Raw genomic sequence first — 15228 nt, 5'->3', positions numbered from 1 at the left:
CGGGAGCGGCCCCTCCGCCGTCGCGTCACTCGCCCGCGGTGAGCGAGTCCACGTACTCCTGGTTCTCGGCGATCCACGCGTCGACGATCTCGGGGAAGTCGTCGGAGTCGGCGTCGCTGTTGAACATCTCGTTCTCGAGCGAGAAGAGCAGCTCCGAGTCCATCGTGAACGCCTGCAGCCACTCGGTGAGCTGCGGGAAGTCCTCCTCGAAGCCCGCGCGGGCGATCGAGTGGATGCCCTCGGCGGCGCCGAGCGTGCCCTCCGGGTCCTCGAGGTCGCGGATGGGGAACTCGTCGTAGGCCCAGTGCGGGCGCCACAGCGTGACGACGATGTTCTCGCCGGCGTCGATCGCGCCGCTCAGCTCGGCCAGCATGGCCGGCGTCGACGAGGTCGTGAACTCCATGCCCTCGAGCCCGTAGGTGGGGATGACGGAGTCCTGGGTCGCCGCGGTGAGGCCGGCGCCCGGCTCGATGCCGACGATGCGGTTGCCGAAGGCGTCGGCGTTCTCGGCGAGCTCCTCGATCGAGGTGATCGGCGCGTCCTCGTTGACGGCGAGGGTCAGCACCGCGTCGTCGTTCCACGAGCCGAGGTCGACGAGGTCGTCGCCGAACTCCTCCATGTACGACGCGTGGGTCATCGGCAGCCAGCCGTCGAGCGTGACGTCGTAGTCGCCGCCGGCGACGCCGGCGAACACGGGCCCCGCGTCGGCGTACTCGAGCTCGACGTCGTAGCCCTCCTCCTCGAGGATCGCGGCCCACAGGTAGGAGACGGCCTCGCCCTCGGGCCAGCCGTTGAAGACGCCGATCGTGAGGTCGGTCTGGTCGGCGGTGGCGGTCGCGTCGCCCTCGGGCGCCTCCGCCTCGGAGCCTCCCGCCGAGCACCCGGCCAGGGCCAGGGCTCCGACGGCGGCGACGGCCGCGCCGCGGATGAATCGCTTGTGCATGCTGTGTCCTCTCTCGTTCCGTGTCATTCGTCCGTCGGCGGCCGCGGGCTGCGGTCGCCGAAGTCTCATCGCCCGGTCAGGGCGGCCGGGTCGGTCTCGGCGGCCGCCGGGGCGACCGTGCCGGTTGCAGGCGTCGGCGCCCCCGCGGCGGCGGCGCGGCGCGAGCGCAGCCTCGCGAGCGGGCTGTGCCGCTGCAGGCTGCCGAGCGCGTTCGTGAGCCGGTCGAGGATGATCGCGAGGATCACCACCGACAGGCCGGCCTCGAAGCCGAGCCCCACGTCGATGCGCTGCAGCGCCTGCACGATGTCCTGGCCGAGCCCGCCGGCGCCGACCATCGCGGCGATCACCACCATCGACAGCGACAGCATGATGATCTGGTTGACGCCGGTCATGATCGTCGGCAGCGCGAGCGGCAGCTGGATCTGCCGCAGGATGCGCCCGGGCGACGCGCCGAACGCGGCGCCCGCCTCGACGATCTCTCGGTCGACGCCGCGGATGCCGAGCTCGGTGAGCCGCACGCCGGGCGCCATCGCGAAGGCGATGGTCGCGATGATGCCGGGCACGACGCCGATGCCGAACAGGATGATCGCGGGGATCAGGTAGACGAAGGCGGGCATCGTCTGCAGGAAGTCGAGGATCGGGCGCACGATCGCCGAGACGGTGTCGGAGCGCGCGGCCCAGATGCCGAGCGGGATCGCGATGAGCAGCGCGAAGAGCGCCGCGACCACCGTGAGCGCGAGGGTGCCCATCGCGTTGTCCCACTGGTCGACGAGCACGACGACCAGCAGCCCCACCACGGTGCCGACGCCCATCCGCCACCCCCGCACGGCGAAGGCGACGACGCCCAGGATCGCGATCATGACGAGCGCGGGCGGCTCGGTGAAGGCGACCTCGGCGGCCTCGAACATGCCGAGCACGATCGTGCGGATGAGGTCGAAGAGCACCGAGAGGTTGGCGGTGATCCATTCGACGCCGGTCTCGACCCATGCGCCGAGCGGCAGGCGGACGTCATCGAGCATCGGACACCTCCTGCGTGTCGTCGAGGGTCTGGGCGACGAGCCGCGGGTCGACCGCCGGGGGCAGGTCCACGATCGCGAGCTCGGAGGTGTCGGTGGGCACGTTGCCGAGCGCCGCGAGCAGCATCACCCGCGGGATCACGCCGAGCAGCCGGCCGCCGTCGCCGACGACGGCGATCGGCAGGCCGCTCGTGATGGCGAGCTCTGGCAGGTCGGCGAGGCTCGTGTCGGGGCCGACGCGGTGCACGTCGGCGTCGACGAGCGCGGCGAGGTCGCGGTCGCCGCGCTGCACCGCCCGCAGCACCTCCCGGTCGCGCACGGCGCCGAGCACGGTGCGGCCGGGGCCGGTGACGAGCAGCGTCGACGACTGCACGTCGCGCAGCGCCTTGAGCGCGCCGCGCGGCCCGACGGTGAGGGGCACGGATGCGGCGGGCGGCTCCATCACGCTCGCGGCGGTGAGCACGCGGGTGCGGTCGACGTCCTGCACGAACTGCGCCACGTAGTCGTTGGCCGGGTCGGTGAGGATCTCCTCGGGGCTGCCGATCTGCACGATGCGGCCGTCGCGCATCACGGCGATGCGGTCGCCGAGGAACATCGCCTCGTTGAGGTCGTGCGTGATGAAGACGATCGTCTTGCCGAGCTCGGCCTGCAGCTCGACGAGCTGCTCCTGCATCTCGCGGCGGATGAGCGGGTCGAGGGCGCTGAACGCCTCGTCCATGAGCAGCACGGGGGTGTCGGCGCACAGCGCGCGGGCGATGCCGACGCGCTGCTGCATGCCGCCGGAGAGCTCGCTCGGCAGGCGCTCCTCCCAGCCGGCGAGGCCGACGCGGTCGACGACGCGGCGCGCGAGCTCGAGCCGACGGTCGCGCTCGACGCCCTGGATCTCGAGGCCGTAGGCGACGTTCTCGAGCACCGTCCGGTGCGGCAGCAGGGCGAAGTGCTGGAACACCATCGACACCTGCGACCGCCGCACCGCGCGCAGCCGGCGCGGCTCGATGCCGGTGACGGGCTGGCCGTCGACCTCGACCGAGCCGCGGGTGGCGTCGAGCAGGCCGTTCAGCATGCGGATGAGCGTGGACTTGCCCGAGCCCGAGAGCCCCATCACCACGAAGATCTCGCCGCGGCGCACCTCGAACGAGGCGTCGATGACGGCCGCGGTGCCGAGCTTCGCGACCTCGTCGCGGCTCGCGCCCTCCGCCAGCCGGTCGGCGGCCTCGCCCGCGCGCCGTCCGAACACCTTGGTCAGATGCTCGACGCGCACGGCGATGTCGTCGGCGACGGTCTCGTCGCCGGTCACGCGCGGTTCGCTCATGTCGCTCCTGTCGCGCCCGGAGGGCGTTCAGTCGAGGACGGGTGCAGCCGCGCGAGCGGTCGTTCGTCTGCCGTGGATCGCTGACGAGAGGTCTGCGAAGCGGCACCATACGCTCGCCGGCAGGCGTGCTGCCGGCGGTCGCGTCCGTGGGGGTCCGGGACGGCCTGGGGAGCCGTCCGCGCTCTCCACGGTAACCATGGCCAGAAGTTGGCGTTCGAGCCCGTGAGGCAGGATTCCGCGTGATTCCGCGAAGTCAGGGGGACAGGATCGGCCCGATCGTGATGCTTTCGTTATGGCCGAGGTGCCCAGGCGGCGCTCACTGCCACTAGGGGCGCTCGCGCTGGGCCGCCCGGCGCGACGCCGCGAGCTCCTCCATCTGCTCGTGCCGCTCGCCGATCTCGTGCACCGCCGACGTGCAGCGCTGCACGAGCGACTCGAGGTCGTCGAGCTCGTGCCGCTTCGCCGCGCCGATCACGATCGCGGCGCACGCCTCCGCGTCGCCGGCGGCATCGTGGTGGCGGAAGTCGTCGAAGCCTGCCGCGAGCGCAGCGACCGGCAGCCGGTACGACTCGAGGGCGTACGTCTTGCGGGCGATGCGCAGCGAGTCGGTCCAGCGCATCTCGGGCACGGGCAGCCGCGCGGCCTTGGCCGCCGCGCGCATCACGCCCTTGTCGAAGCCGGCGTTGTGCGCGACGTACACGTCGTCGCCGCCGAAGCCGAGGATGCGCTCCTGCACCTCGACCCAGTCGGGCGCGCCCTGCACCTGGTGGGCCTGGATGCCGTGGATGCGCACGTTCCACTCCCAGAACTCGTCGTACGGGGCCGTGGGGCGGATGAGCGTGGCGAAGCGGTCGACGATGCGGCCGTCGCGCACCTTCACGAGGCCCACCGCGCAGGCGGAGGCGGCGTTGCCGTTGGCGGTCTCGAAATCGATCGCGGTGAAGTCGAGCGCCATGCCCCCAGTCTCCCAGAGGCCGCCGACACCGCCGGCCCCGCCGAGCATCCGTCTGCCACGATGGGAGCCATGGCCAACCCCATCCTCGACGCGCTGCGGGCGATCGACGCGACCGACCACGCGGGCTCCTGGGCGGTCGTGCGCGACGCCGAGCTCTTGGTGCCGGCGGTCGTGGAGAACCCCCGCGACCCGGGCTCCGGGCGCTTCCTCGTGCTGCCGCACGGCGACCTGCAGCTCGTCGTCGCGTTCACCGCGACGAGCCGCATCGGCGGCTTCGCGACGCGCACGCGCCGGCACCTGAAGATGACCGGCGCCGAGCTCGCGGCCGCGATCCCCGCGGGCCACGCGATCGTGCTCGACCCGGGCCACGACGACGGCCGCGTCTTCCTGCCCGACGTGCTGGCGGCCGACCCCGCGGGGCGCTGATCGGGGGCCCCGGCGCCGTCCAGCGCGCGACCAGCAGGGCTCGCTAGCCTGCCCGCATGATCGGCTTCCTCATCGCCCTGCTCGTCATCTGGGCCATCCTCGCCATCCTCGGCTTCGTGATCGAGGGGCTCTTCTGGCTCGCGGTGCTGGGCCTCGTGCTCTTCGTCGCGACGGCGGCGTGGGGCTGGATCAAGCGGAAGACGGGCAGCTCCGCCTGATCTCGCTGCAGCGCGTGCCGCTCAGGTGCAGGCGCCCGTGCGCTCGAGCCGGTCGACGGCGCTCGAGAGCGACTCCAGCGCGGTGACGGCGCTCACGACGCCCGTGTCGATGACGACCTCGGCTGCGGGGGAGCGGCCGTAGCTGACGAAGGTCCAGACGTCGTCCTCCTGCGCCACCTCGAGCCAGTCCACGGCGCCCACCTGGATGCAGCGGCTCGCCGACGGGGCGGGCTCCGGCATGCCGCAGCGCAGCGTCACCGCGCTCGGGTCGCCGTAGGCGGCGGTGCCCTGCGCGGTCGTCTCGCGGCGGTCGAGCGGCTGCGGCAGGCTCGCGTCGCCCAGCTCCTCCGGGAGCGAGACGATCACGCTCGCGCACCCCGGATCGGCCGCGTCCTCGGCCGGCGGCAGCGACACCGAGCGGGCGCAGCCGCTCAGTGCGACGAGGGCCGCGGCAGCGGCGGCGAGGGGGAGCAGGCGCACCCGACGAGCCTACCGAGGGTGCTGCGGTGAGCCCGATGTGCGCGGCGTCCCTCCGCGCGCTGCGGCTACCGTTGCGGCATGGACGACCCCACGTTGCACGAGGCGGGCGAGCTCGAGGCGCTGCGGCGCATCCTCCCGCTGCTGCCGGCAGGCGACGCGACCGAGCTCGGCCCCGGCGACGACGCGGCGGTCGTGCGCGCCCCCGACGGACGCGTCGTCGTCACGACCGACACGATGCTCGAGGGCGCCGACTTCCGGCTCGGCTGGTCGACCTGGCACGACCTCGGCTGGAAGGCCGTCGCGACGAACCTCATCGACGTCGCCGCGATGGGCGCGCGGCCCACGTCGCTCGTCGTGGCGCTCGCGGTGCCGCCGTCGACGCACGTGTCGTCGCTCGAGGACTTCGCCCGCGGCCTCGCCGACGCGGTCGCGTCGATGGCGCCCGGCTGCGGCGTCGTCGGCGGCGACCTCGGCACCGCTCCGCACGCGACCATCGCGGTGACGGCGTTCGGCGACCTCGAAGGTCGCGCGCCGGTGCTGCGCAGCGGCGCGCGGGAGGGGGATGCGGTGTGGTGCGTCGGCGGGCTGGGCCTCGCGGCCACGGGGCTGCGGCACCTCTTCGCGCAGGCCCTCGATGCGGCGGCGGAGCCCGTGCGCGCGGCGGCCGAGCGGCTCCGCGCCGGCGGCGACGGCGCCTCGATCGAGGCGCAGCTCGCGCCCGTCAGCCCGATCGCGGCGGGGACGCTGCTCGCCGACCTCGGCGCCACCGCGATGCTCGACGTCTCCGACGGCCTCGCGCTCGACGCCGCCCGCGTGGCCCGCGCCTCCGGCGTGCGCATCGCGCTCGAGGCGGCGGCCGTCGCCCGGGCGGCGCCCGGCGCGAGCCTCGAGGCGGCGCTGCACGGCGGCGAGGACCACGCGCTGCTCGTCACGCTGCCCGCCGGCGTGCGGCCGCCGGCCGAGCTCGCGGGCCACCCGGTGCGCCGCATCGGCGCCGTCGACGCGCTCGCGGCCGACGAGCGGCACGGCGTCACGCTCGACGGCGCTCCGCTCGAGCCGCGCGGCTGGGACCCCTACCGCGCCGGCTGACCCGCGGGCAGCACCCGCCCTGTCGCGCTTCCGGTACCGGTTCGCGCGTCGAGCCCACCGGCATCCGCGATCCGGTACCGGAGAGCCACCCGGCGCGCCCGCGCCCGAGCGGCAGCGCCCTCAGCGGTCGCCCGGCTCGCCCGTCGTCGCGAGGTAGTGCAGCGTCGTGTCGCCGTAGTCGCGGGTGCGCTCGACCTCGAGGTCGCCCGGCAGGTCGAGCGGCCCGGCGCGCCGCGCCTGCTCGACCACCACGACGGCCGGGTGCTGCAGCAGCGGCGCGAGGTCGGCGAGCGTCGCCGCGAGCTCGCCGCCGGGCAGGTCGTAGGGCGGGTCGATGAAGACGAGGTCGAAGCGGCGGCCGGAGCGGTGCAGGTACTGCGCGACCGCCACCTGCTCGACGATCGCGTGCGCGGCGCCCGAGCGGGCCACCGACTCGGCGTTGCGCTGCGCCACCTTCGCGGCGGCGCGGTCGCGCTCGACGAGCACGACCGACTCGGCCCCGCGGCTCGCCGCCTCGAGCCCGAGCGCGCCCGAGCCGGCGTAGAGGTCGAGCACCCGCGCGCCGTCGCAGAGGCTCCGCGCGTCGAGCGCGCCGAACAGCGCCTCGCGCACGCGCTCCGACGTGGGCCGCGTGCCCCGCAGCGGCACGTGCAGCCGCACCCCGCCCGCGAGGCCCCCGATGATGCGCGTCATGCGGCCCATCCTCGCGCATCCGACCCCCGCTCGCGCTGGGGGCGCCGCCCGCCGGGGGCGGCTCTCCACGAGGGCGGGCGGATGCGCCGCGCGCGTCGGCCGCTCCGCCTACGCTGGGCAGGTGGCGAAGCGGGAGGCGAGCGGGGCGAAGCCCGATCGCGCGGGCGGCGCGCGCGGCGGCGCGGGCTCCGGCGCCGCGACCCCGGAGGGCTTCGGCCGTCCGCTCGAGCGGGTCGTCGGCAAGGCCGCCGCCACGAAGCTCGAGCGCGCCTTCGGCATGACGACGCTCGGCGACCTCGTCTGGCACCTGCCGCGCCGCTACGCGAAGCGCGGGGAGCTCACCGACCTCGCGAGCCTCGTGCCGGGCGAGCACGTCACGGTGGTGGCGCGCGTGCGCGGCGTCGAGACGCGCGACCTGCAGCGCGATGCGAAGGGCCGCCCGCGCACCCTCACGACGATCACGATCACCGACGGCGAGTCGTCGCTCGAGACGGCGTTCTTCAACCAGCCGTGGCGCACGGGCGAGCTGCACCAGGGCGTCACGGCGCTCTTCTCGGGCACGGTCGGCGAGTACAAGGGCAAGCGGCAGCTCGCGCACCCGACGTACGAGGCGTTCGACGAGGCCGAGGGCGTCGACGCCGAGCAGTGGGCGGCGAAGCCGGTGCCCATCTACCCGGCTACGGCGAGCCTGACGACGATGAAGATCGAGGCGCTCGTCGCGCAGGCCCTCGACGCCCTCGGCGACGTGCCCGACCCGGTGCCCGACGAGGTGCGGCGCGAGCACCGGCTCATGCCGCTCGCCGAGGCGCTGCGGCTCGCGCACCAGCCGAAGGCCGAGCAGGACGCCTTCCGCGCGCGCCACACGCTCGCCTGGCACGAGGCGTTCCTGCTGCAGACCTACCTGCTGGCCACCCGCGACTGGTTCGACACGCTGCCGACGGCGCCCCGGCACGCAGGGGCACTGCTCGAGCGCTTCGACGCGGCGCTGCCGTGGCCGCTCACCGATGACCAGCAGTCGGCGGGCGCGGCGATCGCCGCCGACCTCGCGAGCGGCACGGCCATGCACCGGCTCGTGCAGGGCGAGGTGGGCTCCGGCAAGACGGTCGTCGCGACGCGCGCGATGCTCGCGGTCGCCGAGTCGGGCGGGCAGTCGGCGCTCCTCGCGCCCACCGAGGTGCTCGCCGTGCAGCACCTGCGCTCCATCACCCGCTCGCTCGGGCCCGAGCTCGCCGCCGAGCTGCAGCCGACGCTGCTCACGGGCCAGATGCCGGCCGCCGACCGCAAGCGCGCGCTGCTCGCGATCGCCGCGGGCTCGGCGCGCATCGTCGTCGGCACGCACGCGCTGCTCAGCGAGCGCACGACGTTCGCCGAGCTCGCCCTCGTCGTCATCGACGAGCAGCACCGCTTCGGCGTCGCCCAGCGCGAGGCGCTGCGCGCGAAGGGCCTCCACCCGCACACGCTCGTGCTCACCGCGACGCCCATCCCGCGCACCATCGCGATGACGGCCTTCGGCGACCTCGACGTCTCCACGATCCGCACCCTCCCGGCCGGCCGCAGCCCCATCCAGACCTTCGTCGTCGACCAGCTGCGCCAGCCCGCCGCCTTCCACCGCACCTGGGCGCGCATGAGCGAGGAGCTCGCCGCCGGCCGCCAGGCGTTCGTCGTCTGCCCGGCGATCGAGCCCGGCAGGCTCGAGGGCGTCGACGAGCCGGCAGCGGATGCGCCGGCCGTCGGCCCGGCGCCGCCGCCGGTCGCCGACGTGGTCACGACCCTCGCGAACCTGCGGCGCAGTCCCGCGCTCGCCGGCCGCGTCGTCGCCCCGCTCACGGGCGCGATGACGACCGACGACAAGGACCGCACGATGCGCGCGTTCCGCGACCGCGAGATCGACGTGGTCGTCGCGACGACCGTCATCGAGGTGGGCGTCGACGTGCCGAACGCGACGATGATGGTGGTGCTCTCGGCCGACCGCTTCGGCGTCTCGCAGCTGCACCAGCTGCGCGGCCGCGTCGGCCGCGGCGAGCACGCGGGCCTGTGCATGCTCGTCACGGGCGTCGACGAGCTGTCGGATGCGCGGGTGCGGCTCGACGCGGTCGCGAGCACGCTCGACGGCTTCGCGCTCGCCGAGGTCGACCTCGAGCAGCGCGGCGAGGGCGACGTGCTCGGCGTCGCGCAGTCGGGGGGCCGGAGCGGCCTCAAGGTGCTGCGGGTGGCCCGCGACGGCGCCATCATCGAGGCCGCGCGCACCGCCGCGCGCGACGTGCTCGACGCCGACCCGACCCTCGTCGCGCATCCGGCCCTGCGCCTCGCCGTGCACGCGCGGCTCGACCCCGACGCGCGCGCCGCGCTCGTCACCGCGTAGGGGGACAGCCGTTCCCTCGGGCCGGCGCCGATGAGCAAGGCTCATAGGGTCGGCGGTTAGGCTGGGCCGCATGCCTCGCATCGCCGTCGTGCCCGGTTCGTTCGACCCTGTGACCCTGGGTCACCTCGACGTCATCCAGCGCGCCGCCCGGATCTTCGACGAGGTGCACGTCGTCGTCACCCACAACCCCGACAAGGCGGCCTTCCTGCCGGTCGTCGAGCGCGAGCAGCTCATCGAGCGCGCGATCGCCGAGGCCCGCATCGAGGGCGAGATCCGCATCGCGAACTGGTCGATGGGCCTGCTCGTCGACTACTGCCAGCAGGTGGGCGCCGAGGTGCTCGTGAAGGGCATCCGCTCGTCGACCGACCTCTCGTACGAGACGCCGATGTCGATCGTGAACCGCAACCTCGCGGGCGTCGAGACGATCTTCATGCTCCCGAACCCCGAGAACGCGCACGTCTCGTCGAGCCTCGTGCGGCAGGTCTCGGAGCTCGGCGGCGACATCAGCCCGTACGTGCCGCGGGCCGTCGCCACCTTCCTGCAGCAGCGATGACCGATCCCGGCCGCAGCGCGGACCACGACCCGGGCCGGGGCGAGAGCCGAGGCCCCGACCTCGAGCTCCGCGCCGTGCGCGGCATGGGCGAGATCCGGCCGGGCGACGACCTGCCGGCGATCGTCGCCGACGCGCTCGCGCCGCTCGCGCCCCAGGACGGCGACATCGTCGTCGTCACGAGCAAGATCGTCTCGAAGGCCGAGGGGCGCATCCGCCCGGCCGCCGAGCGCGAGCAGGCCATCACCGAGGAGTCGGTGCGCCTCGTCGCGTCGCGCGCGCACCCGGGCGGCATCACCCGCATCGTCGAGCACCGCACGGGCCTCGTGCTCGCCGCGGCCGGCGTCGACGCCTCGAACACCGACGACGACACGATCCTGCTGCTGCCGGTCGACTCGGATGCGTCGGCGCGGGCGATCGCCGAGCGGCTGCGGTCGCGCTTCGGCGCGGCCATCGGCGTCGTCGTGAGCGACACGCTCGGGCGCGCCTGGCGCGTCGGGCAGACCGACGTCGCGATCGGCGCGGCCGGCGTGCGCGTGCTCGAGCCGGTCGGCACCGACGCCAACGGCCGGCCGCTGCTCGTCACCGCGCCCGCGATCGCCGACGAGATCGCCGGCGCCGCCGAGCTCGTCGCGGGCAAGGCCGACGGCGTGCCGGTGGTGCTCGTGCGCGGCCTCGGCCGGCACGTGACCGGCCTCGACGAGCCCGGCGCGCGGCGCCTGGTGCGCCCGCCGGGCGACGACATGTTCCGCCTCGGCAGCGACGAGGCCTACCGGGCCGGCCGCGAGGCGGGCAGGATCGACGCACTGGCAGAGGCGGGGGCGCAGCATGCAGGCTGACGAGCAGGTCGAGGAGGCGGTCGTCGAGAGCGCTCCCGGGCCGACGTCGACGCCCGGCTCCCGCATCGAGGACGCCGTCGCATCCGTCATCTCGGGCAAGGCCGAGGAGATCCGCACCGTGCTCACGGTGCTGCTCGCCGAGGGCCACGTGCTGCTCGAGGACGTGCCGGGCGTCGGCAAGACGCAGCTCGCGCGCGCCTTCGCCGCGGCCGTCGGCGGCACGGTGCGGCGCATCCAGTGCACGCCCGACCTGCTGCCGAGCGACATCACGGGCATGTCGGTGCTCGACCAGGGCACGGGCGAGCTGCGGTTCCAGCCCGGCCCGGTCTTCGCGAACATCGTCATCGCCGACGAGATCAACCGCGCGAGCCCCAAGACGCAGGCGGCGCTGCTCGAGTGCATGGCCGAGGGGCAGGTGACGGTCGACGGCGTCACGCACCGGCTGCCGACGCCGTTCCTCGTCGTCGCGACGCAGAACCCGATCGACATGGAGGGCACCTACGCGCTGCCCGAGGCGCAGCGCGACCGCTTCATGGTGCGGCTCGAGGTCGGCTACCCCGACGAGGCCGCCGAGCTCGCGATGGTGCAGGCGCGCGAGACGGCGCAGCCGCTCGACGCCGTGCGGCCGGTGACGACGCTCGACGAGTTCCGCGCCGACATCGCCGCGGCGCACGCGGTGCGCGCGCACGAGCTCGTCGAGCGCTACGCGGTGCGGCTCGCCCGCGCCACGCGCGAGCACGCCGACGTGCGGCTCGGTGCGAGCCCGCGCGCCACGCTGCAGCTCGTGCGGGCGGCGAAGGCGCGCGCGCACCTGCTGGGCCGCGACTGGCTCTCGCCCGACGACGTGAAGGCGCTCGCCGCGCACGTGCTGCCGCACCACCTGGTGCTGCACGACCCGCACGCGCGGCACGAGGACGCGCGCGCCGTCGTCGCCCAGGCGCTCGCCGGCACGGTCGCGCCCGTCATGCGCTGATGGCCGAGCGCGCCGCCGCGAGGGACCGCACGCGATCCAGGCCGACGGCGCGCGGCGTGGCGCTCACGCTCGTCGGAGCGGGCCTCGTGCTCGCCGCCTACTGGGAGCGGCAGGTCGTGCTGCTCGTGCCCGCTGCGCTGTGCCTCGCCGTCGTGCTGCTGGGCGCGTGGTGGTCGATCGGCGCGGTCGGCAGCCTGCGCCTCCTCGCGCCCGGCGTGCTGCCGGAGGGGCAGGATGCGGTGCTGCGCATCGCGGGCGACGTGCGGCACGCGGGCGCCGAGTGGGCGACGTGGGCGCCCGGCCCCGAGCGGTACCTGCACCTCGAGGGCGAGCTCGACGCGCAGGGGCGCGACGCGGTGCCGCTCGGCGCGCACCCGCGCGGCCGCTGGCGGCTCGCGCCGGTCGAGGTGAGCGCGCTCGACCCGTTCCGCGTGGTGCGCACGACGCGCACGATCGACCCGCGCGCGAGCCTCGTCGTGGGGCCCGAGGTGCTCGAGGTGCCGTCGGCGTCGCTGCGCTCCAACCGCGAGCAGGGCCGCATCGCCCAGTCGCGCACCGCCGACGACGTCGACGCGATGGTGCGCCCGTGGCGGCCGGGCGACCCGCAGCGGCGGGTGCACTGGCGGCAGAGCGCGAAGCGCGGCGAGCTCATGGTGCGGCAGGAGGCGAATCCTGCGACCGACGACGACGTGGTGCTCGTCGACACCGCCGGCGCCGCGGGCCTCGGCCGGGACGCGGAGGACCGGCTCGCGCGCGCGGCGTGCTCGATCGCGAGGGCGCTCGCCGGCCGCGACCGGGTGGTGCAGGTGCGCGAGACGGGCGAGCCGAGCATCCTCGCGGCCGACTGGCGCGATCTGCAGTCGGCGCTCGCGGCCTTCGCATCGCTGCGCGCGCGGGCGCCAGAGGCGCCGCCCGCCCGTGACGGCGCATCCGCCCACGTCGTCGCCCTCGAGGAGTCGGCGCCCGAGCAGTGGACGCTGACGCCGGGCTCGACGCTGTGGCTCGTGGCCGCGCGCGACGCGCCGCCGCGCCGCATCGCACCCGGGTCGCGGGTGCGCAGCGTGCGCTGGATCGACCGCGTCGGCCCGGTGCGGGAGCTGCCGTGAGCACCGTCGCGCGCGAGCGCCCCGCCGCCCGGTCCGCCGCCGGTCCGCCCACGGGCATCCCGCCCCGCGCCGAGCTGCCGGCCGAGCACGGCCGGCGACGGCTGCGGGCCGGGCCGGTCGAGACCGTCGCGCTCGCGGTGCTGCCCGTCGCGTGGCTGTGGTCGACGCAGGAGGTGCTGGGCCAGGACTGGCTCTGGCCCGTGGTCGGCGCCGTCGTCTCGATGGCCATCGTCGCCGGGCTCGTGCGCGCCGTCTGGCCGGCCTTCGCGGGCACCGCCGCGGCGGCGCTCGTGGGCGTCGGCTGGGTGACCGCCGTCTCGGCGCCCGACGAGGCCCTGCTCGGCGTGATCCCCACGCCCGAGGCGCTGCGCGCGACGATGGCGGTGCTCGGCGAGGGCGTGCAGTCGATCGCGTGGGCGCTCTCGACGCCGATCGACGCCGAGGGCGCGGTGCTCGCGGCCGTGGTCGCGGCCGCCGTGGTGCTCACGGTCTTCGTCGACCTGCTCGGGCACGGGCTGCGCGCGCCGGCGATCGCCGTGCTCTGCTGCGCGGTGGCGCTCGTGCTGCCGATCGCGTTCCGCATCGACGTGCCCTGGTTCCACGCGCTGCCGGGCGTCGCTGCCGCGGCGCTCGCGCTCGCCGCGCCGACGATCGACGACCGGGTCGCGCTCGGCCGCGGTTGGGTCGCCCCGGTCGCGCTCGTCGCGGTCGCGGCCGTGCTCGCGGCTGCCGTGCCGCTCGTCGCGCCGAGCCCGCGCGACAGCTCGCTCGACCTGCCGACGATCGAGGACCTCCTGCGGCCGACGACGCCGGTGCTGCGCACCGACATCGACCTCGGCGACGAGCTGCGCAGGCCGGAGGCGAGGCCCGTCTTCACGTACTCGACGACCGACGGCGGCCCGATCGTGACGCGGCTCATGACGCTGCCGCAAGCGGGCCCGGACGGCTTCCTCGCGCTGCCGCCCGAGGCGGCGCAGCCGAGCCCGCTCGTCGAGGGCGCCGACTACGGGCTCGCCATGCAGATGACGGTGCGGATGAGCGACGTGCGCGCCGAGGGGCTGCCGACGCCCGAGCGCGCCTCGGGTGTCGAGCCGCCGGACGGCGCCCGCTGGGACGACGCGAACGACGCGCTGCGCATCGAGGGCTCGCTCGAGACCGCCGGGCTCGAGTACGTCGCCGCGGGGACGCGCTCGACGCCGCTCGCCGAGCTGTCGGGCATCGCGTCGACGGGCCATGAGGAGCTCCTCGCGCTGCCCGACGCCGCCGCCGCGATCGGCCGGCAGGGCGCGGCGCTCGTGCAGCCCGGGATGACCGCCTCGGAGCGCGTCCGGGCCGTGCACGCATACATGACCGAGGGCGTCTGGGACTACTCCGAGCAGCTCGACCTGCCCGGCTTCGGCGGCGCGGGCGGCGACGGCTGGGCTGCGCTCGAGGGCTTCCTCGAGACGCGCAGCGGCTACTGCGTGCACTACGCGAGCGCCACGGCGGCGCTGCTGCGCGGCGCGGGCGTGCCGACCCGGGTGGTGGTCGGGTTCCTGCCCGGCAGCGAGATCAGCGGCGGCTTCGCCGTGTCGACGAACGACATGCACGCGTGGGCGGAGTCGTGGGTCGACGGGCACGGCTGGGTGCGCGTCGAGACGACGCCTGGCGCGGGCACGGGCGACGCCTCGCCGAGCCCGGAGGACGACGAGCAGACGCAGGCGCCGACGCCCACCCCGGAGCCGACGCCGACCGACGCGGCGCCGACGAGCACGCCCACGCCCTCGGCGGCCCCGAGCCCGGGCGCGCCGGAGCCGGGCGCCTCGGAGGCTCCCGGGCAGGGCGCCGGGCCTGGCGGCATCGACCCGGCGGCGCTGCGCGCCTGGCTGCTCGGCATCGGCGCGCTGCTGCTGCTCGCGCTCCCGTGGGCGGTGCGGCAGGCGCAGCGTGCCGTGCGGCTGCGGCGCGGCGCTCCCGGCGCCTGGCAGGAGCTGCGGGCGGCGCTCGCGGATGCGGGCGTGCGGCTGCCGGCGTCGGCCACGCCGGGCGACGTGCAGGGTGCCATCGCCGTGCGCGTGCCGCCCGATGCGGCCGCCGCGGCCGATCGCGTGCGGCTCGGCGCCGAGCGCGCCGTGTTCGCGGGCGGCCCGCGCGAGCCGGGGGCGTGCGACGTGGACGTCGCGCGCGTGCGCCGCGCCCTCGTCGCCTCGGTGCGCCCGGTGCGGAGGGTGCTCGCGGTGCTGCTGCCCGCGAGCCTCCTCCGCATCGATGCCCAGCTCTGACACCG

Annotated in this window: 15 protein-coding genes; 9 read left to right on the top strand and 6 right to left on the bottom strand. The window is 75.6% G+C overall.

Annotated features, from left to right (window positions below):
- Positions 1-25 precede the first annotated feature (25 nt).
- The 4 genes from J2X49_RS00990 to J2X49_RS00975 form a co-directional block, all read right to left on the bottom strand.
- A complete protein-coding gene (locus tag J2X49_RS00990; RefSeq protein ID WP_128190680.1) occupies positions 26-943 on the bottom strand; it encodes a glycine betaine ABC transporter substrate-binding protein in 918 nt (305 codons plus the stop codon).
- A 65-nt stretch (positions 944-1008) separates the two neighbouring features.
- Positions 1009-1962, bottom strand: coding sequence for an ABC transporter permease subunit (locus J2X49_RS00985; protein ID WP_310121423.1), 954 nt, complete (start codon positions 1960-1962; stop codon positions 1009-1011).
- Positions 1952-3271 carry a glycine betaine/L-proline ABC transporter ATP-binding protein gene (locus tag J2X49_RS00980; protein WP_310121421.1) on the bottom strand — a complete coding sequence of 440 codons (1320 nt, stop codon included), beginning with the start codon at positions 3269-3271 and terminating at the stop codon, positions 1952-1954. The genes J2X49_RS00985 and J2X49_RS00980 overlap by 11 nt, the downstream gene beginning before the upstream one ends.
- Before the next feature lie 325 nt (positions 3272-3596).
- Complete coding sequence (locus tag J2X49_RS00975; protein WP_310121419.1) at positions 3597-4226, bottom strand: exonuclease domain-containing protein; 630 nt, start codon at positions 4224-4226, stop codon at positions 3597-3599.
- Between the two features lie 69 nt (positions 4227-4295).
- On the opposite strand from J2X49_RS00975, the gene J2X49_RS00970 reads away from it, so the two are divergent.
- Positions 4296-4652 (top strand): SseB family protein, encoded by a 357-nt coding sequence (locus J2X49_RS00970; protein WP_310121417.1) that lies wholly within the window; start codon positions 4296-4298, stop codon positions 4650-4652.
- A gap of 56 nt (positions 4653-4708) precedes the next feature.
- A complete protein-coding gene (locus tag J2X49_RS00965) occupies positions 4709-4870 on the top strand; it encodes a hypothetical protein (protein WP_310123997.1) in 162 nt (53 codons plus the stop codon).
- A 21-nt stretch (positions 4871-4891) separates the two neighbouring features.
- Here the strand turns inward: J2X49_RS00965 and J2X49_RS00960 are convergent, their stop codons facing one another.
- Positions 4892-5350, bottom strand: a complete 459-nt coding sequence (locus tag J2X49_RS00960; RefSeq protein ID WP_310121414.1) for a DUF3515 domain-containing protein — start codon at positions 5348-5350, stop codon at positions 4892-4894.
- A 78-nt stretch (positions 5351-5428) separates the two neighbouring features.
- Between J2X49_RS00960 and thiL the strand changes: the two genes are divergently transcribed.
- Positions 5429-6439, top strand: coding sequence for a thiamine-phosphate kinase (gene thiL / locus J2X49_RS00955; protein ID WP_310121411.1), 1011 nt, complete (start codon positions 5429-5431; stop codon positions 6437-6439).
- Between the two features lie 120 nt (positions 6440-6559).
- Here the strand turns inward: thiL and rsmD are convergent, their stop codons facing one another.
- Complete coding sequence (gene rsmD / locus J2X49_RS00950) at positions 6560-7132, bottom strand: 16S rRNA (guanine(966)-N(2))-methyltransferase RsmD (protein WP_310121408.1); 573 nt, start codon at positions 7130-7132, stop codon at positions 6560-6562.
- Positions 7133-7253: 121 nt separating this feature from the next.
- On the opposite strand from rsmD, the gene J2X49_RS00945 reads away from it, so the two are divergent.
- The 6 genes from J2X49_RS00945 (at position 7254) to J2X49_RS00920 (ending at position 15223) form a co-directional block, all read left to right on the top strand.
- Positions 7254-9494, top strand: coding sequence for an ATP-dependent DNA helicase RecG (locus J2X49_RS00945; RefSeq protein ID WP_310121405.1), 2241 nt, complete (start codon positions 7254-7256; stop codon positions 9492-9494).
- A 70-nt stretch (positions 9495-9564) separates the two neighbouring features.
- Positions 9565-10047, top strand: a complete 483-nt coding sequence (gene coaD, locus J2X49_RS00940) for a pantetheine-phosphate adenylyltransferase (RefSeq protein WP_128190645.1) — start codon at positions 9565-9567, stop codon at positions 10045-10047.
- Positions 10044-10883 (top strand): coenzyme F420-0:L-glutamate ligase, encoded by an 840-nt coding sequence (gene cofE / locus J2X49_RS00935; protein WP_310121399.1) that lies wholly within the window; start codon positions 10044-10046, stop codon positions 10881-10883. Before coaD ends, cofE begins: the two co-directional genes overlap by 4 nt.
- The gene (locus tag J2X49_RS00930) at positions 10873-11856 is read left to right on the top strand and encodes an AAA family ATPase (RefSeq protein WP_310121396.1); all 984 of its coding nucleotides are present in this window, start codon (positions 10873-10875) and stop codon (positions 11854-11856) included. Before cofE ends, J2X49_RS00930 begins: the two co-directional genes overlap by 11 nt.
- Positions 11856-12962, top strand: coding sequence for a DUF58 domain-containing protein (locus J2X49_RS00925; protein WP_310121393.1), 1107 nt, complete (start codon positions 11856-11858; stop codon positions 12960-12962). The genes J2X49_RS00930 and J2X49_RS00925 overlap by 1 nt, the downstream gene beginning before the upstream one ends.
- A complete protein-coding gene (locus tag J2X49_RS00920; protein ID WP_310121390.1) occupies positions 12959-15223 on the top strand; it encodes a transglutaminase-like domain-containing protein in 2265 nt (754 codons plus the stop codon). The genes J2X49_RS00925 and J2X49_RS00920 overlap by 4 nt, the downstream gene beginning before the upstream one ends.
- Positions 15224-15228 lie beyond the last annotated feature (5 nt).

Source organism: Agrococcus sp. BE272 (assembly GCF_031457935.1).
Lineage (GTDB): Bacteria > Actinomycetota > Actinomycetes > Actinomycetales > Microbacteriaceae > Agrococcus > Agrococcus sediminis.
The sequence above is the reverse complement of the archived record's forward strand: the minus strand, read 5'-3'. Positions and strand labels throughout refer to the sequence as shown.

Coding starts and splice junctions, on each gene's coding strand:
- J2X49_RS00985 (WP_310121423.1), bottom strand. CDS start 1,962: ATGCTCGATGACGTCCGCCTGCCGCTCGGCGCATGGGTCGAGACCGGC.
- J2X49_RS00990 (WP_128190680.1), bottom strand. CDS start 943: ATGCACAAGCGATTCATCCGCGGCGCGGCCGTCGCCGCCGTCGGAGCC.
- coaD (WP_128190645.1), top strand. CDS start 9,565: ATGCCTCGCATCGCCGTCGTGCCCGGTTCGTTCGACCCTGTGACCCTG.
- J2X49_RS00970 (WP_310121417.1), top strand. CDS start 4,296: ATGGCCAACCCCATCCTCGACGCGCTGCGGGCGATCGACGCGACCGAC.
- J2X49_RS00930 (WP_310121396.1), top strand. CDS start 10,873: ATGCAGGCTGACGAGCAGGTCGAGGAGGCGGTCGTCGAGAGCGCTCCC.
- rsmD (WP_310121408.1), bottom strand. CDS start 7,132: ATGACGCGCATCATCGGGGGCCTCGCGGGCGGGGTGCGGCTGCACGTG.
- J2X49_RS00925 (WP_310121393.1), top strand. CDS start 11,856: ATGGCCGAGCGCGCCGCCGCGAGGGACCGCACGCGATCCAGGCCGACG.
- cofE (WP_310121399.1), top strand. CDS start 10,044: ATGACCGATCCCGGCCGCAGCGCGGACCACGACCCGGGCCGGGGCGAG.
- J2X49_RS00980 (WP_310121421.1), bottom strand. CDS start 3,271: ATGAGCGAACCGCGCGTGACCGGCGACGAGACCGTCGCCGACGACATC.
- thiL (WP_310121411.1), top strand. CDS start 5,429: ATGGACGACCCCACGTTGCACGAGGCGGGCGAGCTCGAGGCGCTGCGG.
- J2X49_RS00965 (WP_310123997.1), top strand. CDS start 4,709: ATGATCGGCTTCCTCATCGCCCTGCTCGTCATCTGGGCCATCCTCGCC.
- J2X49_RS00975 (WP_310121419.1), bottom strand. CDS start 4,226: ATGGCGCTCGACTTCACCGCGATCGATTTCGAGACCGCCAACGGCAAC.